We start from the raw sequence: 21912 nt of genomic DNA on the forward strand, positions 1-21912 counted from the left end.
AGGGCGTGGTGTGCAGGCAAGCCGGGTTGGTGGGGGCGGGCTCTTACCGGCGTCCGGCTCGCGTACTCACATCGACCCACACCGCCAGCACCAGGATGCTGCCCTTGACGATCATCTGCCAGTAGCTGTCGACGTCGAGCATCGACATGCCGTTGTCCAGGCTGGTGATGACCAGCGCGCCGAGCAGTGCGCCGTAGACGGTGCCCGAGCCGCCGCGCATGGAGGTGCCGCCGATGAAGCAGGCGGCGATGGCGTCGAGTTCGCCCATGTTGCCCGCCGACGGCGAGCCGGCGGCCAGGCGGGCGGTGTTGACCAGCCCGGCCAGGGCGCACATCACGCCCATGATGCCGAAGATCCACAGTTTCACCGCCTGCACGTTGATCCCGGACAGCCGCGTGGCTTCCATGTTGCTGCCCACCGAATAGATGCGGCGGCCAAACACGGTCTGGCTGGTGATGTAGCTGAACACGCCCAGCAGCACCAGCAGCAACAGCACCGGCACCGGAATGCCATCGTAGCTGTTGAGGGTGTAGACGAAACCGGCCAGCACCGCGCCGATTGCCACCACGCGCAAGACATCCCGCACCAGAGAGTGAGCTGCCAGGCCGTGCAGCGCCCGGTTGCGGCGCTGGCGCCAGGTAAGGAACAGCGTCAGGGCGAACAGCAGAACACCCAGGGACACGCCCACCAGCGGCGGCAGGTAGCCCTGGCCGATGTACACCAGTTGCGGCGAAACCGGCGCAATGGTGGTGCCGCCGGTGATGCCCAGCAGGATTCCGCGAAACGCCAGCATGCCGCCCAGGCCGACGATGAAGGAGGGAATCCGCAGGTAGGCGGTCATGCTGCCGTTGGCCAGGCCGATCAACAGCCCGCACAGCGCCACGATGGCCAGGTTCAGGGGCAGTGACAGGTGATAGACCACGTCGAGAATCGCCGCCAGTCCACCCAGCAACCCGAGCAGTGAACCCACCGACAGATCGATCTCGCCACTGATGATGACCAGCACCATGCCGCAGGCCAGAATCCCGGTGATGGACATCTGCCGCAGCAGGTTGGACAGGTTGCGCGGGGTGAGGAAGCCGCCTTCGGTCTGCCAGCTGAAGAACAGCCAGATCAGGGCGATGGCGATGACCAGCGCGAGCATCTTGTAGCGGGTGAACAATTGTTTGACCTGATTCATTTACAGCGTTCTCTCGGCAGTTGGCCGTTCGTTATTGTTATGGCCCGCAGGGGCGGTGAGCGCAGCGGCGAGGATCTGCTCCTGGGTCAGGTCCTTGTTGATGAAGTCGCCACGCAACTGGCCTTCGCCGATCACCAGCACCCGGTCGGAGACGCCCAGCACTTCGGCCAGCTCCGAGGACACCATGATGATCGACACGCCGTTGGCGGCCAGCGCGCCCATCAGTTTGTAGATCTCGTACTTGGCCCCCACGTCCACGCCGCGGGTGGGCTCGTCGAGGATCAGCACCCGGGGTTTGGTCAGGAGCATTTTCGCCAGCACCGCTTTTTGCTGGTTGCCCCCCGAAATGCTGGTAATCGGCAGGAAGGGGCTCGCGGTTTTCAGGTGCATGCGGGCGATTTCCTTGTCGATGCTGCCAAGCTCGGCTTCGGCGTCGATGCGCGTCATGTGGGAAAAACTGTCGAGCACCGCAAGGGTGATGTTCTGGCCGACCCCCAGATCCGGAATGATGCCCTGGCGCTTGCGGTCCTCGGGGACCATGCACAGCCCGGCACGAATGGATTTGAGCGGCGTGCGGCTGTCGATGAGCTTGCCCTCCAGCAGCACTTCGGCCTGGTAGCGGCCCGGATAGGAGCCAAACAGTGCCGACACCAGCTCCGTGCGCCCGGCGCCCACCAGCCCGGCGATGCCGAGGATTTCCCCGCGCTTGAGCGAGAACGAGATGTCGTCCACGCGCTTGCGGGCCGGGTTGTCGACGTCGTAGCAGGTGACGTTGCGCGCCTCGAACATCACCTCGCCAACGGCATGGGGCTCTGTGGGGTACAGGTTGCTCATCTCGCGGCCAACCATCTGGGTGATGATTTTCGGGATGTCCATGTCGGCCATGGCCGTGGTCGCGATGTGCTTGCCGTCGCGGATCACTGAAATGGTGTCGCAGACCGCCGCCACTTCATCGAGCTTGTGCGAGATGTAGACGCAGGCCACGCCCTTGGCCTTGAGGCCTTTGATGATGTCCAGCAGGACCTCGATTTCCGAGCGGGTCAGGGCCGAGGAGGGCTCGTCGAGGATCAACAAGCGGGCCTGTTTGTTCAGCGCCTTGGCGATTTCCACCAACTGCTGATAACCGCCGCCGTACTGCGAGACCGGCAGCGAGACGTTCATGTCCGGCACCTTGAGTTCGCGCATCAGGGCTTCGGCGCGGTGGATCATCGCCGGGTAGTTCATGCGCCCGCCGGGCAGGGTCAGCTCGTGGCCAATGAAGATGTTTTCAGCCACCGACAGGTCAGGCACCAGGGTCAGTTCCTGGTGAATGATGACGATGCCGGCCGCTTCGGTTTCACTGATGGACTGGGCCTTGAGCGGCTGGCCGTCCCAGAGGATTTCGCCTTCCCAGGTGCCGTGGGGGTAGACCGCTGACAGGACTTTCATCAGCGTCGATTTGCCCGCACCGTTCTCGCCGCACAGGCCGACGCATTCACCGGGGCGGACCTTGATGTCGATGCCGTTCAGGGCTTTGACACCGCCAAAGGTTTTGACGATGCCATTCATTTGCAGCAGGTAGTCGGACATGGCGCAGGTTCCAGAGTACGCAGGTGCGTAGCAGCACGGCTTGCCGGCGGGCGCGGTGGATCAATGGACTTTTACGTCACTGACACACCGCTCCCGCCGGCAAGCCGTGCTGCTACGGGACGTGATTGAGCCTGTGACTATTGCCCGGCCAGTTGCGCCTTGGTGTAGAACCCGTCCTTCTCCAGCAGATCGATATTGTCCTTGGTCAACGGCGTTGGGGTCAGGAGGATGGTGTCGACCTTTTTCGTGCCGTTGTCGTACTGCGAGCTGAATGCCGGTTTCTCGTTGCGCGCCAGTTGCACCGAGAGCTTGGCGGCTTCGGAGGCGATGAGTTTCAGCGGCTTGTAGACGGTCATGGTCTGAGTGCCGTCGAGCACGCGCTTGACTGCGGCAAGGTCGGCGTCCTGGCCCGAGATCGGCACCTTGCCGGCGAGCTTCTGCGCAGCCAGGGCCTGGATCGCGCCACCGGCGGTTGCGTCGTTGGAGGCAACGATGCCGTCGATCTTGTTGTTGTTCTTGGTCAGGGCGTTCTCGACGATGCTCAGCGCCTCGGTCGGGTTCCATTCCTTGACCCACTGCTGGCCGACGATCTTCACGTCACCCTTGTCGATGGCCGGCTGCAGCACTTTCATCTGCCCCTCGCGCAGCACCTTGGCGTTGTTGTCGGTCGGCGCACCACCGAGCAGGAAGAAGTTGCCTTTTGGCTGGGCCTTCAACACGCCGGCGGCCTGCATTTCGCCGACCTTCTCGTTATCGAAGGAGATGTAGGCGTCGATGTCGGCGTTGAGAATCAGTCGGTCATAGGACACCACCTTGATCCCGGCTTTCTTGGCCTCGGCCACGGCGTTGGTCAGCACGGTGGCGTTGAAGGGCACGATGACGATCACGTCCACGCCACGGGAAATGAGGTTTTCGATCTGGGAAATCTGCTTCTGCTCGTTGGCGTCGGCCGACTGCACGAAGACCTTGGCGTCCATCTTTTCAGCGGCGGCGACGAAATAATCGCGGTCGCGTGACCAGCGTTCAAGGCGCAGGTCATCGATGGAGAAGCCGATTTTCGGATGGGCCGAATCGGCCATGACCGGCAGGCTGAGAAGCGCCAGAGCACTGGCCAGGAGGGTGAGTTTCAGGTTTTTCATTGTGGTGCGTCCTTTTATTTTTGTTTAGAGGCACTTCCTGAGCGTGAAACGTATTGCCGGTAAAACTGTAGAGAGTTCGCTGGCGATGCGGTGCAGAGAATTGTCGCGAGATTGTCACCGTCAGAATGCATGTCGATCCACCCGTAGCAGCTGGGCTTGCCCGCGGGGCGATTTCAAGTCCGCCCCCGCCGGCAAGCCGTGCTGCTACGGTCGGTGTTAAACCGTTAGCGGTAAATAAACCGGTTCACCACCCCCTCCAGCATCTCCTGCCGCCCACTGACCGCCTGCGGGTCGAGGTCATGGGTCAGCGCGTGCTGGGCCAGGGACTCGAGGCTGTAATCCCCGGATAGCACCGCCTGGCCGAAGGGCTTGTCCCACCCGGCATAGCGCTGGGTCTTGAACTGTTGCAGCACGTCGTTCTCGATCATCGCGGCGGCGCGTTCCAGGGCCAGCGCAAGCACATCCATGGCAGCCACGTGGCCGTAGAACAGGTCGATTTCGTCCAGGCTCTGGCGACGTACCTTGGAGTCGAAGTTGAAGCCGCCGCTCTTGAAGCCGCCTGCCTTGAGAATTTCGTAAGTGGCCAGGGTCAGCTCTTCGACGCTGTTGGGGAACTGGTCGGTGTCCCAGCCGTTCTGCGGATCGCCGCGGTTGGCGTCGATGCTGCCGAAGATGCCCAGCGACGCCGCGGTGGCGATCTCATGGTGAAAACTGTGGCCTGCCAGGGTCGCGTGGTTGGCCTCGATATTGACCTTGATCTCCTTCTCCAGCCCGAACTGATGCAGGAAGCCAAACACCGTGGCGCTGTCGTAATCGTACTGGTGCTTGGTGGGCTCCTGCGGCTTGGGTTCGATCAGCAGGTCACCCTTGAAGCCGATCTTGTGCTTGTGCTCGACCACCATGCGCATGAAGCGCCCCAGTTGTTCACGCTCACGCTTGAGGTCGGTGTTGAGCAGGGTTTCATAGCCTTCGCGACCGCCCCACAACACATAGTTAGCACCTTTGAGCCGTTGGGTGGCGTTCATCGCACTGAACACCTGGGTGGCGGCGCAGGCGAAGATTTCCGGATCGGGGTTGCTCGCCGCACCTGCCGCGAAACGCGGATTGCTGAAGCAGTTGGCGGTGCCCCACAACAGGCGGATGCCGCTCTGCTCCTGGTGCCGCTCCAGTTCATCGACCATCTGCGCGAAGTTGCGGCTGTACTCTCTCAGGCTCGCGCCTTCGGGGGCGACGTCGGTGTCGTGGAAGCTGTAGTAGTCGATGCCCAGCTTGGAGAAGAACTCGAATGCGGCCTCTGCCTTGAACCGCGCCAGCTCCATGGCGTCACCGGGTTTGCTCCAGGGCCGCTTGAAGGTGCCGACGCCGAACATGTCGGCACCCGGCCATACGAAGGTGTGCCAGTAGCAGGCGGCCATGCGCAGGTGCTCGCGCATCGGTTTGCCAAGCACTTCTTTGTCGGCGTCGTAGTGGCGGAAGGCGAGGGGCGATTCGCTGTCCGGGCCTTCGTAGCGAATGCGGTCGATCTGGGGGAAGCAGGGCATCGTCAGGTTCCTTGTTGTTCTGGTTCGAGCTGCGATTGACCCGATACTAGCAACGGCCCCAGGCCTTCCGATTACGAAAATCACCAACCCGGTGTTCGATTTTGAGTATTGAGATTCCGCCTGCGCAGGCCTAGTCTGTGCCATCTGTTCGAGACAGGCCCGGGGAAAACAATGAAAACCGTCCCGCCCGTTCACCGCATCGCCTTGTTGTTCAATGGCGGCAAAATCTACGACCGCGGCATCATCACCGGCATCGGCAATTACCTGAGCAGCACCCGCGCGTCCTGGGACCTGTTCCTGGAGGAGGACTTTCTCTGCCGCCTCAAGGGCATCGAGCGCTGGCAGGGCGACGGCATCATTGCCGACTTCGACGACCCGCTGATCGGTGAAGCGCTGGCTGCGAGCAAACTGCCGGTGGTGGCGGTGGGCGGCTCTTATGAAGACCCGGACGCCTACCCGAAGAACATTCCCTACGTGGCGACGGACAACTTCGCCCTGATCAAGCTGGCGTACGAGCATCTGATCGAAGCCGGTTTGACCCGTTTCGCCTGTTTCAGCCTGCCCGAATCCCACAGCAACCGCTGGGCCCAGGAGCGCGAGCGGGCCTTTCGCCGCCTGCTCAAGCGCGACGGTTTGCACGGTGAAATCTATCGCGGCCTGGGCACCAGCGCGCCGCTCTGGGACAGCGCCGTGGAGCAGCAGATCGCCTGGCTGCGCAGCCTGCCCAAGCCGATCGGCATCATCGCGGTCAGCGACGCCCGCGCCCGACAGTTGTTGCAGGCTTGCCTGACCGCCGGGATCGCGGTGCCCGAGCAAGTGGCGCTGATCGGTATCGACAACGATCCCTTGACCCGCACCCTGACCCGCGTGCCTCTCAGCTCGGTGATCCAGGGCACCCAGAGCATGGGCCGCACCGCCGCGCGGTTACTGCATCAGATGCTGCACGGCGTGCCCTCGACCACCAGCCAGATCCTGGTGCCGCCCGAGGCGATCAACGTGCAGGCGTCCAGTCTGCACCAACCGCTGGGCAACCCTTACGTGATGCAGGCGCTGCACTTCATTCGCCAGTATGCCTGCCAGGGCATCAAGACCGCGCAGGTGGCGGGTTACGTCGGCATTTCACGGTCATCGCTGGAGTCGCACTTCCGCAAGGCGCGCGGTTGCAGCGTGCACGATGAAATCCTGCGCTTCAAACTGGCGGCAGCAGCGGCCCGGCTTGAGAAAACCGACTCGGCCATCGCCGACATCGCGCAGCACTGCGGCTTCAAGTCCGCGCAGTACCTGCATACGGTGTTTCGCCGGGAATTCGGCTGCACGCCACGGGAATACCAGCAGGACGTCACGGCGCCAGTTCACTGATTCGCTTTGAAGCGGGTTCTGTAAAAAACAACGACAACATCACAGGAGTCATCGATGCATCCGATTCGTTTAGGGCTGGTGGGCTACGGCAAGATCGCGCAGGACCAGCACGTGCCGGCGATACTCGCCAACCCGCAGTTCGAGCTGGTGGCAGTGGCCACACTGGGCCAGCCGTGCCCGGGCGTTGCCAATTTCAGCTCGCTGGCCGAGTTGCTCGGCACAGGACCGCACGTGGATGCGATTGCCTTCTGCACCCCGCCACAAGGGCGCTTTGCCCTGGTGCAGCAGGCGCTGGATGCCGGCAAGCACGTGCTGGTGGAAAAACCGCCGTGCTCGACCCTGGGGGAAGCCATGGCGTTGGTCGATGACGTGGAAACCGCCGGTGTGACGGGCCTGTTCGCCTGGCATTCGCGTTTCGCGCCGGGGGTGCAGACTGCCAAAGACTGGCTCGTGGGCAAGACCCTCAAACAGGTACGCGTGGAGTGGAAAGAGCAGGTGCGCAAATGGCACCCCGGGCAGACATGGATCTGGCAGGCGGGCGGGCTGGGGGTGTTCGATCCGGGGATCAATGCGCTGTCCATCGTCACGGATTTGCTGCCGGGTTCGCTGTTCGTCGAGTCCGCTGCGCTGAGCGTGCCGGACAATTGCCAGTCGCCCATTGCTGCGGACCTTAGGATTCGTGGCGCCGGGCAGGTAAAAGTCTTGGCCGAATTCGATTTCGACCACAGCGACAACGAGCTGTGGCGCATCGAGCTGCACTGCGAGGAAGGCACGCTGAGGCTGGATTCGGGCGGTGCCCAGGTCACCCTGGATGGTGTGACGCAGCGGGTGTCGGAGGAGGGCGAATACCCGGCGATGTACCGGCACTTTGCGCAGTTGGTCGCGGACCGCCAGAGTGATCTGGACCTGCAACCGCTGCGCATCGTGGCAGACAGTTTTTTTGTCGGCAGCAAGCATACGGTGGCGGCGTTTCATGAGTGACAAAACCTGACGCAAATCCCGTAGCAGCACGGCTTGCCGGCGGGGGCGGTGGATCAGCCACCGATGTATCGCCTGACACGACGCTCCCGCCGGCAAGCCGTGCTGCTACGGGTCCGAGGCGAGCCCGACATTCAACATTCGGGCGTCATGCTTACGCAGCCTCGGACCACTCCCCGAACAGATTCCCCACGAACAGCCGCAACGTGTCCCAGGCCCGGCTCAGCAGCGAGCCGGGTTCGGTGGCTTGCAGTGCGATGAGCGGCCGTTCGGCGAGTTTGGTCTCGCCTTCGTACAGCGCGTAAGTTCCTACCACGTCACCCACGGCGATGGGCGCCACCAGCGGTTTGTCGATGTGCAGGCGGGTTTCGGTCTTGCGGTGCGGGTTCTTGGGCAGCGTCAGGCTGACGTCATCCAGCAGGCCGACCTGCAGGGTACGACTGTCGGCTTTCCAGACCATGGGCGTGGTCAGCGTCTGCCCGGCTTTCTGGTAGGTCTGGGTGTCGTAGAAACGGTAGCCGTAGGTCAGCAGTTTTTCCGCATCGGCCGCCCGGTTGGCGATGCTGGTGGAGCCGAAGGTGGCGGTAATCAGGCGTCGGCCATCGCGTATCGCGGAGGTCACCATGCAGTAGCCGGCCGCCTCGGTGTGCCCGGTTTTCAAGCCATCGACCGTGTTGTCGCGCCACAGCAGCAGGTTGCGGTTGGGCTGCTTGATGCCGTTCCAGGTGAAGTGCTTGTGGGCGTACAGCTCGTAGTAGGCGGTCTCGTCGTTGATGATTGCCCGGGCCAGTCTGGCCATGTCATCGGCTGACGAATAATGCCCCTCGGCTGGCAGGCCCGTAGGGTTCATGAAGTGAGTGTTGTTCAGGCCCAGTTTCTGCGCGGTGTTGTTCATCAGCCCGGCGAAGCTGTCTTCGCTGCCGGCGATGTGCTCCGAGAGCGCCACCGCCGCGTCATTGCCCGAGTCGATGACCACGCCCTTGAGCAAGTCGTGGACCGAGACCTGGCTGCCGGGAACCAGGAACATACGCGAGCCTCCGGTGTGCCAGGCGTTCTCGCTGACGGTCACCAGGTCATCGGCCTTGAGCCCGCCGGCCTGCATCTGCCGGGTGGCGACGTACACCGTCATCAGCTTGGTCAGGCTCGCAGGGGGCAGGCGCTCGTCCGGCTCTTCGCTGGCGATCACATTGCCGCTGGCGGCGTCCATCAGCACCCAGGCCTTGGCGGTGAGTTGCGGCGGCGCCGGGATCATCGCGCCGGACGGGCCTGCCGGAATGGGCGCCGCAAAGGCGCAGGTCAGGTGCGAACAGACGAGAAACAGGCTGAGCCGCAGGATCGGATGCTTCACGGAATAGGGGCCTTGGCTGGACAGAAGGGCCGCCAAACTAGTGGCAGCGCGCCAGGGCCTCAAATGAAGCGAAGTTAAGAAAAGTTTATGTTGGCCCCCCCGCAGTGCCATGCAGCGGGCAAGCGATCAGCACCCGAGTGCCGCGGCCGCCTTCGCCATCCTCGATGCTCAGGTTGAAGCCATGCAGCCTGGCCACCGCCGTGACCAGCGACAGGCCAAGGCCATGCCCCGGTGTCTGGCGCGAAGTGTCGCCCCGATAGAGCCTGCGGGTCACGCTGCTGCGCTCGTTGGGTGCGATGCCGGGCCCGTTGTCGCTGACCTCGATCAGCACCCGGTCTGCCTCCTGACGGCATCCCAGCAGGATGGTCCCGCCTTGGGGCGTGAACTTGATCGCGTTGTCCAGCAGGTTTACCAGAGCCTCGAACAGCAGCGCCGCGTCGCCTTGCAACGGCGGGATATCAGCCGCCAGTTGCAGCAGCAGGACCTGGCCCTTGTCATGGGCCATGGGCTCGTAGAACTCATGGGCCTGACGCAGCAGTTCATCGGCGGCGAGCGTCTGGAAGGCGCCCCGGCGGCGAGTGTCTTCCAGCTCCGAGATGCGCAGCAAGCCCTGGAAACGCAGCATGATCGACTCGCTTTCTTCCAGTGCCAGGTTCAACGTGTGGCTGTGGCCGGTTTCCAGAGGCAGTTGCTGGAGTTGGTACAGCCGCGTGCGCAGGCGCGTGAGCGGGGTGCGCAGGTCATGGGCGATGCCGTCGCACACGCTTTTGACCTCGTGCATCAGTTGCTCGATGTGTTCGAGCATGATGTTCACTGCGTTGGCGAGCATGTCCAGTTCGTCGCGGCGGGTCGACAGCGGCAGGCGTTCGCGCAGGTTGCCCGAGACGATGCGTTCGGTACTGCGCTGCAAGCGTTCGACCCGGCGCAAGGGCCTGCGGCGCAACAGTCTCCATCCGATCAGCCCAGGAATCAGCGTCAGCGACAGACCCCAGAACAACGCCTGGCCGATGATCCCGCCAACGGCTGAAATCGAGCCGCCGTCGCGGGCCAGAATCAGGATCCGACCGTCCGGTCGATTCACCCGCAAGGCATGGCTGCTGCGGGTTTGCTCATCGGGCTGGGCAATGCTCAGGCCGCGCTCCAGATAGTGCACCCGGCCATCGTCGGGCAGGCTGGAGCGCAGCTTTAGCAGGTCGCCTGCGATGTGCGTGCCGTCCGCCTCGAACAGGCCGTAGGCGTCGATGCCGGTGACGGCGTAGGCTTCGCTGGCGGCCAGTTCACCGACCAGCGAGGCGTCGTCGATCTTCTGGTAGTAATGGGCCCGCTGCATCAGCGTGCGTTCGGCGACCTTGCCCAGGTACTGGGAGATTTCCCAGTACAACACGCCGGTGAACATCGCCCCCCAGGCCACGAAAAACAGTGCGTACAGGCCGATCAGCCGACTGTTGCTGGAGCGCCAGCGGTCAGTCCTTTTCGACCAGAACATAGCCCGCTCCCCGTACGGTCTGGATCACTGGCGTGGCAAGGCCTTCGATCTTCTTGCGCAAGCGCCCGATGTGCACCTCGATGATGTTGGTGCCCGGATCGAAGTGATAGCCCCAGACTTCCTGGAACAGCATGGTGCGGGTGACCAGTTGCCCGGCGTTGCGCAGCAGGTAGGTCAACAGCTTGAATTCGGTGGGCAGCAGGGCGATGGGGGTGCCGTCGCAGGTCAGGCGCTGGTCGATCAGCTCAAGCTTGAGGTTGCCCAGGCACAGGCAATGATCGGCGCCGGTGGCGGCGGGGTTGCGCAACAGCACTTCGAGGCGCGCCACCATCTCGACCATGGAAAACGGTTTGGTCAGGTAATCGTCACCACCGGAACGCAGCCCGCGCACGCGCTCGTCCACATCCGACAGCGCACTGATCATCAGCACCGGTGTCTGGATATTGAGCTGGCGCAGGGTGCTGACGATGGTCAGGCCGTCGAAGTCCGGCAGCATACGGTCCAGGGTAATGACGTCATGACCGCCGGCAATGGCCAGCGACAGGCCCTCGCGGCCATTGTCGGCCCATTGGGTGGTGAAGCCGTGGGCGGCGAGTTCGGCGATGATGCCCTGGGCGGTGACCTCGTCATCCTCGATGACCAACGCTCGGTTCATGGGGTGCTCCGGTTGGGATGACCGGCCATTGTACGGTCATCGGTACCCAAAACTGGACCGCCATAGGGCAAACTAAACTTTTCTTAACCTGGGTTAATGCTCGATGGGGCAGCTCTGGGTTAGCGTTCGACCCTTTACCCCCGAGGAAGCACCCTCTGTGAGACGTTCATTGACGGCCCTGGTGCTGGGCCTTTCGTTGCTGTGCTGCAGCCAGACTCAAGCCGCAGCGCCTGCAAAGACATCTGTAAAGTCAGCTGCAAAAACACCGCCCGTCACCCTGACGCTGTTCAGTGCCGATGCCATCACCGCCGCCGTGCAGAGCCTGGTCACCGAATATGAAACCGTCAGCGGGACGAAGCTTGCGGTGGTGCAGTTCTCCGAGGCGTCGCGTCAATCCACCGGTGCCGAACTGGCGGCGGCCCAGGCGGCAGATGTGGTGCTCAGCGCCCGTTCGACCATGGACACCCTGGTGGCCCAGGGGCGAGTGGACAGCGCGTCGCGGATCGATTTCGGCAAATCCTTCATTGCCGTAGCCGTGCGCGCAGGCAGCGCCAGGCCGGATATCGGCAGCCAGGCAGCGTTTCGCGAGACCCTGGTGAGTGCGCCGTCAGTGGCGTATTCCAACAACGCCAGCGGCATGTACCTGACCCACTGGCTGTTCCCGCACATGCAGTTGCCCGAGGATTTCAAGAACAGACTGGTGGAGGGGAATTCGGCCGGTGAAACCGTGGCCAGGGGAGAGGCGCAGATTGGGCTGCAGCAGATGAGCGAGTTGAAATCGGTGAGCGGCATCGAGGTCGTCGGCCTGATTCCCGACGCGCTCCAGCAGATGAAGCTCTACTCGGCAGGCCTTGTCAAAGGCAGTCCGCACCCGGCCGTGGCCGCGGCGCTGCTCGCCTGGTTGCGCTCCGGCGCCTCGAGCAAGGCCGTGGAACGAGGCGGGCTGATGCCGCTGCGCTGAGGGACACGATTTCAGAACTGCCCGACACCTGCCAATGCAATGGAGAAGGAAACAATCAGCATCAGCAGAATGGTCATGTTGATGGACATCGGGGGCAATCCTTGTTCGGGTTTTCGAGGTTGCCATGATCCTGAACTGCGCCGGCAAAATGAACGGCGATCTTGCGTATGTTGGTTATCGATACAATCGATAGTTTGAAGGGTTGATTGCGCGGGGATGTGTCCGTAGCAGTCCGGCTTGCCGGCGTCGGCGCCTTCAAGATCGCTCCCGCGGGCAAGCCCGGCTGCTACGGATGATTTGAGTGTTCGCAAGATTCGTGTCTCACCCCGGCCCCGTAGCAGCACGGCTTGCCGGCGGGGGCGTACTCAAGAACGCTGACGCCGGCAAGCGGAACGCCGCCCGGTCGTGCTGCTACGAGGCTGTGGCGATTGCGAATCCCTCAAAAACTCCTGAACATCTCCCAGAACGACGCACCCACCCCGACGATGCTTTCCCCGGCAATCAACCCGGCGGCGGCGGTGATTGCGAACCGTTCGGTGAGGCTGGGCCAGCGGCGGCTGACGATCCAGGTCAGCAAGGCGCCAAGCCCCATCATCAGCGAGGTTGACGCGGGCAACACGAACGCCAGCCCCAGTGCCGCAGTGCTCGGCAGCCAGCGAGCCAGGCGTTGCGGCAGCAGGCTGTCCAGCGTCCCCAGCAGTACGCCGGCCAGCGCGCCCAGGAAAATCGCCCAGCCAATCTCTGGCGACAGCGATTCCAGCCCATGGGTCAGGGTTTGCGCCACGGCCTTCCAGGTGGCAACGGCTGGGGCCGGCCATTGCTCGGTCAGCAGCATGTGCTGCGGATCGGGAATCAGCGCCATGTACACCAACACCCCCACCACGCTGCCGATGAAGATCCCGATGCACTGCGCCACTACCTGTTTCTTCGGCGTTGCGCCAATCGCCAGGCCCACCTTGAAATCGTTCATCAGGTCCGTGGACTGACCGGCCGCGCCGCCGGCGGTATTGGCGCTCATCAGGTTGATCGGCACCTGACCGGGGGCGATCAGCCCGAAGGTCAGTTGCGACAGCTTGCCAATGGCGCCAATGGGCGCAATTCCAGTGGCACCCACCACCCGCGCCGCCACCACCGCAAGACAGATCGCCAGCGGAATGCTCAGCAAGGCCATCCACAGATCGATTCCGAACAGCGCCGCTTGCAAGCCCACCACCAGCGCAATGGACAGCAGCAGCCCCAGCGCGGGACCAGCCGAGAAAGGCGCCTTGGCCTTAGGCGTGTCGCTGGCCGACACACGCCTCGGTGCCTTGAACAACCGCACCGCCAGAGCGGTGAGCGTCGAACACACCATCAGGCTCACACCGGGCCACAACAACCACTCCACCAGTTTGGCGAACTGCGGCCCGCTGGCATCAGGCGCTAGCAGCACCCAACCGTGCCCGATCAGCCAGGGCGCCAACCCACCCCAGGCCAGCAGCGCGCCGAACAGCAGCGTCAGCCCGACACGAATGCCGATGATCCCGCCAAAACCTACCAGCAATAGTGACGGATCGAGGGTGAAGGTCAGCCGTTCCAGTTGCGCCGTCGGCGCCCAGCGCGGGATGGCCCAGATGAAGCCATCCACCCACTTCACCAACCCCGACAATAACGCCGCGCCGAACAACACCTTGATCCGCACTACTGCCTCCTGGCCATGGCGGTAGATGTGCTGCAGGGTTTCCAGCGTTGCCATGCCCTCGGGAAATTTCAGGCCGTGATCGTTGAGCAGGGAAGGGCGCAGGTACCAGGCGATCCAGATGCCCAGAAAACTCACGGAAAACACCCAGGCCATCATCGGCACCGGGTCCAGTTGCTGGCCGGTAAGCAAGGTGTAGGCGGGAATCGGCGCCACCAATCCCCCGGAAATGATCGACGCGGCAGCCGAAGCCACGGTCTGGTTGATGTTGCTTTCATGCAGCGTCCAGGCCGGCAGCTTGCCGTTGCGCCGCGCCAGGCTCTGCCACAGGCCAAAGCCCACCAGCAGCGCGATGATCGACATGTTGAACGACCAGCCGATCTTCAAGCCCGCGTACACGTTCGAGGGGGTCAGCAGGATACCCAGCACGGCGCCGGTGAGTACCGCGCGCGGGCTTAGTTCGCGCTCGATGCGGATGTCTTGCGGCGGCATTGCAGCGTGGCGACCCGGTGCTTTCTCAAAGCGCTTGAGTAGTGGAGGATCGTCACCGAGGTTTTCGGGCACAGTATTCATTCCTTGGACTATACCGAATTGGGCCACGAATCGCGGCGCAAAACCTGATGAGGACGGTTATGCCAGAGGTCAAAGCTGCCGACCATCCAGTTGATTTGCTGGGAGGTGGAAGCTCGCCTCTGCGTCACGTGGGGCGACGTTTTTAAACGTTTGGATTTCAAGCATTTGAGCCATAGGCAGAAGCCGTTGGTTCACAGTACAAGATCTTCATGCGGTTGCGCGGCTTGTTGAGGAAAACAACAAGCACTGGGTCAAAGACCGCGACCTTGATATGCAGCTCGACCAACCCCGCCAAGCCGTCAAGGGATTTTCGAAAGTCGACGGGCTTGGGTAAAGACAGACATTTTCGACTTTTGCATCGGGTCGCATCACGACGAACGGGCTCCTTAGAAAATCGAGAGCACAGCATCGAGCATCAGATGAAAGCTTGGAATGTAGGGGGCATGCATCGCTTGTACATCGATCAGGAAAACTTGGCCGACGAGAAGCTCGCCTATATAAGCTCACGCACACCACTGGGTCGTCTTGGCCAGCCAGAGGACGCCGGTCCCATCGTGTCTCTGGCCTCAGAAGTGGCCGGATACGTGACTGCCGCATCTTTGCTGGTGGATGGCGGTCGGTTTGTGAATTTGCCGTAAGTGGGGCCCATCTCGTTACCCTACTTCCAAGAGGGTGCGGGGAATTCGTTTACCGAAATCTTCCTGATTTATCGGCGGAAGATTGCAAGGACATGCACTAGCTGATTGTACTTGCCGAGCAGCCAGCCTGTGCATTCGGTTACTGAGTCTCGTGCCGCATCGACCATCCAAAATATTTCGTTGGTTTTCACCAAGAAAATATGCCATGTCACAAATGTAAACAGGAACGACAAGATGATAAGAATCCAAGCCATTCGCAAGTTGAGTTTACAGTCGGATTTCAGGCTGTCGAATATCGCCTTTACTTCGAGGAATAGTCTAGGCAGCTCAAGTTTGAATCGTTTTTCTTTCTGCATTATTTCGGATTCGATCGATTTAATAGCAAGCATTTGGCTTCTGATAAGCCATACGATAATAACCAAGAAAAACAGTGAGGAGGCCATGATGGAGGAATTTACTATCACGTAATTGGCGTCACCTTCGTCCTTTAATTGTGTTGTCGCCAATATTGTAGATGCGGGGATGGCAAGAAGCTTGCCTTGTATTCCAATAAGCAATCCGTTCAGCTTGACACTAAAGTCTCGTTTTTGCTCTTGGAGTTTTTCCAAATCGTTTTGGAATGAGAAGCCCGAGACGAATAATTCGTAGTTGTGTTGCGCGTTATTGATTATTTCTGCACTGTGAAGGAGGAAGTGCCCAAGTCGCTGATTTTCATCGCATGCTTTTAAGCTGGATAATAACGCGTTGCGTAAAATACGTTTTTTTTCGGATGAGTGTAGGGAGTCTGCGAAAAGCTCCTTGAGGCCGTCGATTGCGACTTTGACGGACTCCGATGATCGATGGATCGTTTCAGTCGCGACTGTGTAAGGTATCGTTATTTTACTATCGTAGTTGCTCAGCACAAAACGTCCATCGAGGGTTTCTACAATGGTTTCCGTCTGTAGGTGTTTGAGCAAGTCAGAGGCTTTGACGATGGAAGGTCTATCGCATTCGGCTATTGAAGAATCCCATGACTTGTAGCCGGTTTGTGTGAGTGCAAAATTTTCAGGCAGTGAATGAATATTGGCAATTGAAAGCAAGTCTTCATCATTTTTTGCAAGGGCGCACTGCCAGCCTCGCGGCGGAGAAATTTCAACGGAGAATTCGAGGTTTGGGCCGATATCCGTAATAGAAGTGATCCGTGAGCCGATACGAAATTGGATCTCTGTAAAGTCTGACTCATTGAGCTTTTTTACTAGCTCAAATGTTCGCTTGGAACCAGTTAGCTGGCCATGCAGTTTTCCGCCGTTCCAGCCAAGCTTTGCCAACGTGCAAAGCTCCAAAATTACTTCCAAGTCTTGGATTGCTATAATTGTAGTCGGCATCAAAATTTAGGTATCGCTGCTTTGATATGCTCAGGAATCTTGGTGATGACCAAGTTCTCATCAGCATTCAAATAGATCGTTTTGTTCTCGAGGGCTGTTTGCTCGAATGATAAGGTGTATTCTTTATTGGGGCCCGCCACTCGGTATTTAATCAACTGCTTGAGGTATTTGGATACAGGCTCGAACTCTGATGGTATTTCAATTTTGTGTTCTGTCAGATAATTAATGAAATTCTTCGGGTCGCCGGGCTCAAGTTGGTTGGCGACTTCATTTAGGGTGATAGGTTCATTGTTGGCTATTTTAATGTCCGCCCACTCTTGTATCGCGCGACGACTGGCGAGGGCTTCATCCTCGCTTTTGTAAAGTTCGCAGTAGTTTTTAATGGCGGCGACAAGCTGCTGAGTGTGTTTTGATGGGTCAAGGTATGCATTTTCATCAATCCCAAGAAAAGTTTTGAAATACCCCACAACCGTATCTTTTCTACTTTTTCCTTTTAAAAACGACACATGAGGAGAGTTGTCATCTTCGTCGTGAGTCGCCCAACGAGCAAGATCAATATTTGCAGCGAAGTGGAGCTTGTCAATGTCTAAAGTATCAATCTCTTCAAGGTCTAGCTCATCGTTAATACCAATACCCTTGGCGTTTTTAATTAAAACCACCATCAGGTTGGGTGTTTCATCAATGAGGTAGTCGATGATGGTTAGAAACCCTCCTGTCGAAGCTGGCTCTTTGCTCATCTCATTTTGAAGCTGAGCAAGTGCATCTCTCGAATACTTATAGAAATCCAGTTCTCCGCTTGTGTATTGCTTGGTCTTCGTATCAAACCAGCTGGCAGGTAAGATTCGAGCATATGCCATATTGCCTTCGCCCTGATAACTGGAGAGAATGCTCTCTACAAGCTTATTAGCTCGTGCGTCGGGCAAGTCAATCTGCTTTTCTCGCGGGACGACAGTAACCAACTTATTGTGTTGGATGGTTTCGATCTTGTGGAAAACAAATCCTTTGAGAACTGCTAGCATGGGCTTCCTTATCGTTTCCCATCAAATATGAGGGCGTTTTAAACGTTTCATTTGTGAATTAATAACGAATAATGGCACGAAGCCACTCTCAGATAAAGCGCTTTTCATCTGTTTTTAGCTGTCTTGTCAGTCACCGCCAAGATGGTGCTCTGACTCAGTAAAAAGAATGCTGCGCATCCATCACCACGAGTCATAGGGAATCCCGAACTTGTCGATGTAGGCTTGAGATTCAGGCTCCAACTCCAGCGCATAACGCCCGTTGGAGCGTCCTAAGTCAGGGCCTTTCGTGACTACTGCGCCTTGCACGCGACTCACTTCAATAGGGTCGAGGCAACCACCATGCAGCCAGGTCTTGGCAACGCCTCCGGGTGCTAAACCCACGGTAATCGCCTCCCTATAGCCCGTGATCCATTTGCCATCAGCCTTGCAAAATGCTCGCTCACCTTTGACCATCGCTTTGCGAATGGCCTCAGGTATTTCGATGTAGGCCTGGTAAGTCTGGGGTTCTGCCAACGATTGCCAGCGCACGTAGATGAAGCGAGGAAGATTTGCCCCTGAAACCTGTTTGCCGGCCCCCGCGCCAGGGCGCTGTGGCCAACCGTTCGGTCTTCCCTTCAGATTCGGTGGGGTCTGAATCGCTGCCACCCCGCTCATCGCACGCTTGAACCACCTGTCCTTGATATCGACGACATCGGCGGTTTCGATCCACACTTCCATATAGTTGGGGGCGAAGAACCCCAGTCGCCACGAATCGTAAGGAAGCGGCGAGGCGTGACCGGGATTACTGCTGCATCCGATGAGGACCATTATCAACAGCAGCCACAATGCTGTTTTGCGTTTATTCATTGGCGTGTGTAACCCGCTGGTGCTCATCGGCAGGCCGATTGACGAACAGGATTCGGACATCGGTATTGTTCCGGTCTTTGATGGCGTTCCAACTCGCAGACAGGTGGATATACCGTCGAAGCAGCAACGACTCTTCCGCCTCGGTCAAGCGCGAATTGTTTGATTCCCCCAGCGCGTAAGCCTGGAGCTTTGTCGCGATAGATTCTAGGTCCGGCGGTAAAGCCGTTGATTGAGATTGGGGGATTTTTCTGAATGGCACGCCATGACGCACGCCAAGCTCGCGCATCACCCGCAAATAAACCTTCGACAAATCCCCATACACTTCACGCTCAATTCTGGTCACGACGTAGACGCGTTTTTTATCCGGAATCAGATTGTCCCTGATGCGCTGTTCATCCACCGACCAGGTATGCATGTCCAGCGCGATTCCCTGTGTAACCAAACTGCTGACCAATGGGCCGATGGAGCTACGTGCCCATGAATAAGCGACCGAACGCTCGTTGGGGGTAGTTTTCATTTCCAGGCTGCTGGTCGGTTTGCTGACCAGCAACCGTTCGCGCATTCGGGGCAGGTAGCCGCCTCCAATGTCCGAATGCGATCCGGGGAGAACGATATCGTGCTCAGTACGAATCAGGGCGAAATTCAGGCGATGCTCATCGCGCGCGACCAGTTGCACGATTTTGCGGGCAGAGCCCAACGGCAACCCTAGGTTGAGGCCGGCGTTACGATTGTTGCCAGGACTAAAATCGCCTGTCAGCGGAGAAACGATGCCGGGAACCGTGTCGAACAAGCCTATAAAGTTCAGGCTGACATCGCGGTGAACCTTCCAAGCGAAACCTTCCACCAACACTGGAGAACCGGCTGGCAAAGCGTTGGCCAGCATGCTGCTAGCTCCATTACGAATATCGTTGGCAAAGTGACGAGCCGCAGCTGCTCCACGGCTAAAGCCGAAGACATCAACCTCAATCTGTTTGATCCGGACATCTGGGTTGTTCTGGATGAATAACCGCAGACTCCTGAGGATCAACGATGGACTCTGCTCTACCCGAGCAAGCACCCCGGTTTTTCCACGCCCGGTTGCCTGAGCGTATAAGGCGTCGGCACTTCCACTGACTGTCCCAATCCCCTCTAAGTAAACCTTCAGGGATGCCTCTTCTGCCTCCGGGCCAATCGCTACGTCCGACTGATCCGTGTACAGGTCGTACAGCCGAGCGATGTTGCTGGTGTCATTGCCGTAACTATTGTCCGGGGTACTCCCGTCCACACCGTATCCATGCTCCGCACAGAACCGCTGAATCTCCTCGGCCTGGTCCTCCAATCCCACATCACGCGCCATGCATCCCGCGACGCTTTCGCTGTTTGCCTGATTGTTACCGGTGCCGTCGAAGAACACGCCCAGGCGCAGTGTGATCAGTTGCTCCAGTTCGACTTCTTCCTCTTCTTCCTCGATCTCCACAGCTTGTGGCTTGGAAGGGGGGCGGCTGTTGGTTGAGCTGACTGGTGTACGCGCGACCAGCGGGGCGGGACTCGTTTCACCTCGCGCTTGCGGCGTACTTGCCGGCCGGTGTGCCGCAGGAGTGCTCGCTTTGTAATAGAAACCCGCATGACTGGAAGCAATCAATGCTGCCCGGCAGGGGCAAGTACTGAAGCTGTCCAGTGTCCCCGCCACGGGTCTGCCATGGCTGATGATGTAAGAAACGCCACCTTCGATTCGATAGGCCTTGCCATCTACACCGCAGGTGACCCGGTCACCTTCGCGAACATGAGCCTTACCGCGCATGACGACGCGAGGGTCCGAATCCAGCACGATCCCGCCGCAGGTGGTGCGGTCATTTTCGCGAATGAAATATCCTTTGATCATTTGGTTTTTATCCCTGTTCAGGATCCGCGTCCGTGCGGTTTTGGAGGCTTAAGCTGCGGCGGTCGACGTTGGGGATGCCTGGCTGGGGTGTGATTGAAATCACTGCAGCCAAGGGATCGGCCAAAAGGTCAGTCGCTAACTGGCGGGAGAAAATCTTCGGGCATGGATACGCCTTTGCGCATCACCAGGACGACGTCCCATTGAAGCGTGTTGATGATTTCGTCGCCGTTGTCGAGGCGACTACCGACCAGTGCGATGTCGGAGTATTCGCTACCTGCACCAGTGATTATTCTGGCGCTGCTGCCATCGGGATAGATCGCTTGATCACCCTTGTGCACGCCCCGGACCTTTTGGTCATCATCGAGCGTGAATGTCACAACTGAACTGGTTTTCTCGATTACACCGCCGTCGCGCGTCTGGCTGCCCTCCGTCGCGAGTCGGTAAATACCGGTCACTGGGTGGGCCTTGCAGTACTCCTGTTGCTGACGAATCATCGCTTGGGACTCGACGTCAAATTCTGCGATCTGTTCGTCAGTGAAGACAGCTTGATCCATTCGCAGCAGTAACTCAGGTGTGGCTTCGTTGGTATAGGGAGAGGGGGTTAGAGGCTTCATATCGGTATCCATTTCCGTGACGATGTCGTGCTTCTCCGTGCATGGAGGAAGCGTGATCGGGATCAGAATGGCGTGAGGCAGGCAGCGCGGGGGAGGAGGGAAAGGTAGGCTGTGGTGAGGGCTTTTCTTTCAGATCACTAGTCCATTTCCTACAGATAGGGACTCATCGACTTCACGGGGTTTAACGCGAAAAGGTCAGACTGGCCTGACCAAATCTGCGACGCAAGTCTCAGCTTCAAATCGAAATGTATCGTCCATGAAACATTTTTTTGACAGGCAAAAATCCTCGTCTAGCCTGAATAATCCCTTCGTCCGACAATCTTCTATAATCGGAAAAACGCTTAAAAATCAGTTGCTTGAATTGATTTGGCCATCATCTTGCCGCCACTCGTCGGACAACAAAACGACCACGCCGTTATAACGAAAGTTTCACAAGACGGTAAATTTTCTTACATTGCAATGAGAATCGTTTGCGTTATTCTTCGCGTTCCTTTGTATCCGGGGATGTCGAAAAACATGGAATTTCGTCCTGCAATGAGCCAGCCAGTCAGGCTTCGCGCAACCGGACCTGGCGGGGGCTGTGTGGCGATCGATCCTCATCTCGATGCCTTGATGGGCACCTACAACACCCATCGGGAAGGGCTCTTGCGCCTGGCTGCAAAATTCCTCGGCTGTCGTGCCCGCGCCGAAGACGTGGTGCAGGATGCCTTCGTGAAAATGCTCGAAAGCGACCTGGCGTCCATCGAGCCTGCGCGCTACATGTTCCGTGTGGTGCGCAACCTGGCCATCGATCGCCTGCGCCGTCAGCGTCTCGAGCGCAACCACGGTGTCGAAGCCGAACTCGACGAGCAGCAACGCTTCGAGGTCTCGCCGGAACGGGTGCTGGCGGGCCGCGAGTCGGTCAGCCAACTGGTCGGCGCCCTCAACGAGCTGCCCAAGCGCATGCGCATCGTCTTCAACCTTAGCCAGATCCAGGGTTACACCCAGCGCGACGTGGCCAAGGTCATCGGCACTTCGCCCACCATGGTCAATTTCCTCCTGCGCGACACGCTGTCCCACTGTCGTTCGCGGCTGGGCGAGATCTGAGCGTGATTTTCACTTTTTCT

General features: G+C 59.3%; 20 protein-coding genes. 5 read left to right on the plus strand and 15 right to left on the minus strand.

Annotated elements, in window-relative coordinates:
• Positions 1-43: 43 nt before the first annotated feature.
• The 4 genes from NPS29_RS15925 to xylA form a co-directional block, all read right to left on the minus strand.
• Positions 44-1180, minus strand: a complete 1137-nt coding sequence (locus NPS29_RS15925; protein ID WP_274133692.1) for a sugar ABC transporter permease — start codon at positions 1178-1180, stop codon at positions 44-46.
• Entirely contained in the window at positions 1181-2749 is a 1569-nt protein-coding gene (xylG, locus tag NPS29_RS15930) for a D-xylose ABC transporter ATP-binding protein (protein WP_274133693.1), read from the minus strand. It lies immediately after the preceding gene.
• A gap of 137 nt (positions 2750-2886) precedes the next feature.
• Positions 2887-3888 (minus strand): D-xylose ABC transporter substrate-binding protein, encoded by a 1002-nt coding sequence (xylF, locus tag NPS29_RS15935; RefSeq protein ID WP_274133694.1) that lies wholly within the window; start codon positions 3886-3888, stop codon positions 2887-2889.
• A gap of 224 nt (positions 3889-4112) precedes the next feature.
• Positions 4113-5429: a xylose isomerase gene (gene xylA / locus NPS29_RS15940; RefSeq protein WP_274133695.1), complete on the minus strand. Its 1317-nt coding sequence runs from the start codon at positions 5427-5429 to the stop codon at positions 4113-4115.
• Positions 5430-5600: 171 nt separating this feature from the next.
• Between xylA and NPS29_RS15945 the strand changes: the two genes are divergently transcribed.
• Both NPS29_RS15945 and NPS29_RS15950 read left to right on the plus strand, forming a co-directional pair.
• A complete protein-coding gene (locus tag NPS29_RS15945; RefSeq protein WP_274133696.1) occupies positions 5601-6788 on the plus strand; it encodes a XylR family transcriptional regulator in 1188 nt (395 codons plus the stop codon).
• Between the two features lie 54 nt (positions 6789-6842).
• Positions 6843-7769, plus strand: a complete 927-nt coding sequence (locus NPS29_RS15950; protein WP_274133697.1) for a Gfo/Idh/MocA family protein — start codon at positions 6843-6845, stop codon at positions 7767-7769.
• 151 nt (positions 7770-7920) lie between these two features.
• Here NPS29_RS15950 and NPS29_RS15955 read toward each other — a convergent pair whose 3' ends face one another.
• From NPS29_RS15955 to NPS29_RS15965, 3 genes are all read right to left on the minus strand, one after another.
• Complete coding sequence (locus NPS29_RS15955; protein WP_425312515.1) at positions 7921-9018, minus strand: D-alanyl-D-alanine carboxypeptidase family protein; 1098 nt, start codon at positions 9016-9018, stop codon at positions 7921-7923.
• A 181-nt stretch (positions 9019-9199) separates the two neighbouring features.
• On the minus strand, positions 9200-10600 hold the full coding sequence (locus tag NPS29_RS15960; protein ID WP_274133699.1) for a sensor histidine kinase: 1401 nt from the start codon (positions 10598-10600) through the stop codon (positions 9200-9202).
• Complete coding sequence (locus NPS29_RS15965) at positions 10578-11255, minus strand: response regulator transcription factor (protein WP_274133700.1); 678 nt, start codon at positions 11253-11255, stop codon at positions 10578-10580. Before NPS29_RS15965 ends, NPS29_RS15960 begins: the two co-directional genes overlap by 23 nt.
• 157 nt (positions 11256-11412) lie before the next feature.
• Between NPS29_RS15965 and NPS29_RS15970 the strand changes: the two genes are divergently transcribed.
• Complete coding sequence (locus tag NPS29_RS15970) at positions 11413-12216, plus strand: molybdate ABC transporter substrate-binding protein (protein ID WP_274133701.1); 804 nt, start codon at positions 11413-11415, stop codon at positions 12214-12216.
• Positions 12217-12227: 11 nt separating this feature from the next.
• Here NPS29_RS15970 and NPS29_RS15975 read toward each other — a convergent pair whose 3' ends face one another.
• From NPS29_RS15975 to tnpB, 3 genes are all read right to left on the minus strand, one after another.
• Complete coding sequence (locus NPS29_RS15975; protein WP_274133702.1) at positions 12228-12527, minus strand: hypothetical protein; 300 nt, start codon at positions 12525-12527, stop codon at positions 12228-12230.
• A gap of 128 nt (positions 12528-12655) precedes the next feature.
• Positions 12656-14383, minus strand: coding sequence for an OPT family oligopeptide transporter (locus NPS29_RS15980; protein WP_274133735.1), 1728 nt, complete (start codon positions 14381-14383; stop codon positions 12656-12658).
• A 238-nt stretch (positions 14384-14621) separates the two neighbouring features.
• On the minus strand, positions 14622-14873 hold the full coding sequence (gene tnpB, locus NPS29_RS15985; protein ID WP_274133703.1) for an IS66 family insertion sequence element accessory protein TnpB: 252 nt from the start codon (positions 14871-14873) through the stop codon (positions 14622-14624).
• A gap of 10 nt (positions 14874-14883) precedes the next feature.
• Between tnpB and NPS29_RS15990 the strand changes: the two genes are divergently transcribed.
• Positions 14884-15102: an SDR family oxidoreductase gene (locus NPS29_RS15990; protein ID WP_274133704.1), complete on the plus strand. Its 219-nt coding sequence runs from the start codon at positions 14884-14886 to the stop codon at positions 15100-15102.
• 68 nt (positions 15103-15170) lie between these two features.
• Here NPS29_RS15990 and NPS29_RS15995 read toward each other — a convergent pair whose 3' ends face one another.
• From NPS29_RS15995 to NPS29_RS16015, 5 genes are all read right to left on the minus strand, one after another.
• Entirely contained in the window at positions 15171-16436 is a 1266-nt protein-coding gene (locus NPS29_RS15995) for a hypothetical protein (RefSeq protein ID WP_274133705.1), read from the minus strand.
• Between the two features lie 29 nt (positions 16437-16465).
• Positions 16466-17485 (minus strand): nucleoid-associated protein, encoded by a 1020-nt coding sequence (locus NPS29_RS16000; protein WP_274133706.1) that lies wholly within the window; start codon positions 17483-17485, stop codon positions 16466-16468.
• 180 nt (positions 17486-17665) lie between these two features.
• A complete protein-coding gene (locus NPS29_RS16005; RefSeq protein WP_274133707.1) occupies positions 17666-18331 on the minus strand; it encodes a DUF2931 family protein in 666 nt (221 codons plus the stop codon).
• The gene (locus NPS29_RS16010) at positions 18324-20192 is read right to left on the minus strand and encodes a PAAR domain-containing protein (protein WP_274133708.1); all 1869 of its coding nucleotides are present in this window, start codon (positions 20190-20192) and stop codon (positions 18324-18326) included. Before NPS29_RS16010 ends, NPS29_RS16005 begins: the two co-directional genes overlap by 8 nt.
• Positions 20193-20320: 128 nt before the next feature.
• Positions 20321-20806 carry a hypothetical protein gene (locus tag NPS29_RS16015; RefSeq protein WP_274133709.1) on the minus strand — a complete coding sequence of 162 codons (486 nt, stop codon included), beginning with the start codon at positions 20804-20806 and terminating at the stop codon, positions 20321-20323.
• A gap of 582 nt (positions 20807-21388) precedes the next feature.
• Here NPS29_RS16015 and NPS29_RS16020 point away from each other — a divergent pair.
• Positions 21389-21892 (plus strand): sigma-70 family RNA polymerase sigma factor, encoded by a 504-nt coding sequence (locus NPS29_RS16020; protein ID WP_274133710.1) that lies wholly within the window; start codon positions 21389-21391, stop codon positions 21890-21892.
• Positions 21893-21912 lie beyond the last annotated feature (20 nt).

It is taken from the genome of Pseudomonas putida (assembly GCF_028682175.1).
In the GTDB taxonomy this organism is placed as follows: domain Bacteria; phylum Pseudomonadota; class Gammaproteobacteria; order Pseudomonadales; family Pseudomonadaceae; genus Aquipseudomonas; species Aquipseudomonas putida_AD.

Coding starts and splice junctions, on each gene's coding strand:
- NPS29_RS15925 (WP_274133692.1), bottom strand. CDS start 1,180: ATGAATCAGGTCAAACAATTGTTCACCCGCTACAAGATGCTCGCGCTG.
- xylG (WP_274133693.1), bottom strand. CDS start 2,749: ATGTCCGACTACCTGCTGCAAATGAATGGCATCGTCAAAACCTTTGGC.
- xylF (WP_274133694.1), bottom strand. CDS start 3,888: ATGAAAAACCTGAAACTCACCCTCCTGGCCAGTGCTCTGGCGCTTCTC.
- xylA (WP_274133695.1), bottom strand. CDS start 5,429: ATGCCCTGCTTCCCCCAGATCGACCGCATTCGCTACGAAGGCCCGGAC.
- NPS29_RS15945 (WP_274133696.1), top strand. CDS start 5,601: ATGAAAACCGTCCCGCCCGTTCACCGCATCGCCTTGTTGTTCAATGGC.
- NPS29_RS15950 (WP_274133697.1), top strand. CDS start 6,843: ATGCATCCGATTCGTTTAGGGCTGGTGGGCTACGGCAAGATCGCGCAG.
- NPS29_RS15955 (WP_425312515.1), bottom strand. CDS start 9,018: ATGATCCCGGCGCCGCCGCAACTCACCGCCAAGGCCTGGGTGCTGATG.
- NPS29_RS15960 (WP_274133699.1), bottom strand. CDS start 10,600: ATGTTCTGGTCGAAAAGGACTGACCGCTGGCGCTCCAGCAACAGTCGG.
- NPS29_RS15965 (WP_274133700.1), bottom strand. CDS start 11,255: ATGAACCGAGCGTTGGTCATCGAGGATGACGAGGTCACCGCCCAGGGC.
- NPS29_RS15980 (WP_274133735.1), bottom strand. CDS start 14,383: ATGCCGCCGCAAGACATCCGCATCGAGCGCGAACTAAGCCCGCGCGCG.
- tnpB (WP_274133703.1), bottom strand. CDS start 14,873: ATGCTGTGCTCTCGATTTTCTAAGGAGCCCGTTCGTCGTGATGCGACC.
- NPS29_RS15990 (WP_274133704.1), top strand. CDS start 14,884: ATGAAAGCTTGGAATGTAGGGGGCATGCATCGCTTGTACATCGATCAG.
- NPS29_RS16000 (WP_274133706.1), bottom strand. CDS start 17,485: ATGCTAGCAGTTCTCAAAGGATTTGTTTTCCACAAGATCGAAACCATC.
- NPS29_RS16005 (WP_274133707.1), bottom strand. CDS start 18,331: ATGAATAAACGCAAAACAGCATTGTGGCTGCTGTTGATAATGGTCCTC.
- NPS29_RS16010 (WP_274133708.1), bottom strand. CDS start 20,192: ATGATCAAAGGATATTTCATTCGCGAAAATGACCGCACCACCTGCGGC.
- NPS29_RS16015 (WP_274133709.1), bottom strand. CDS start 20,806: ATGAAGCCTCTAACCCCCTCTCCCTATACCAACGAAGCCACACCTGAG.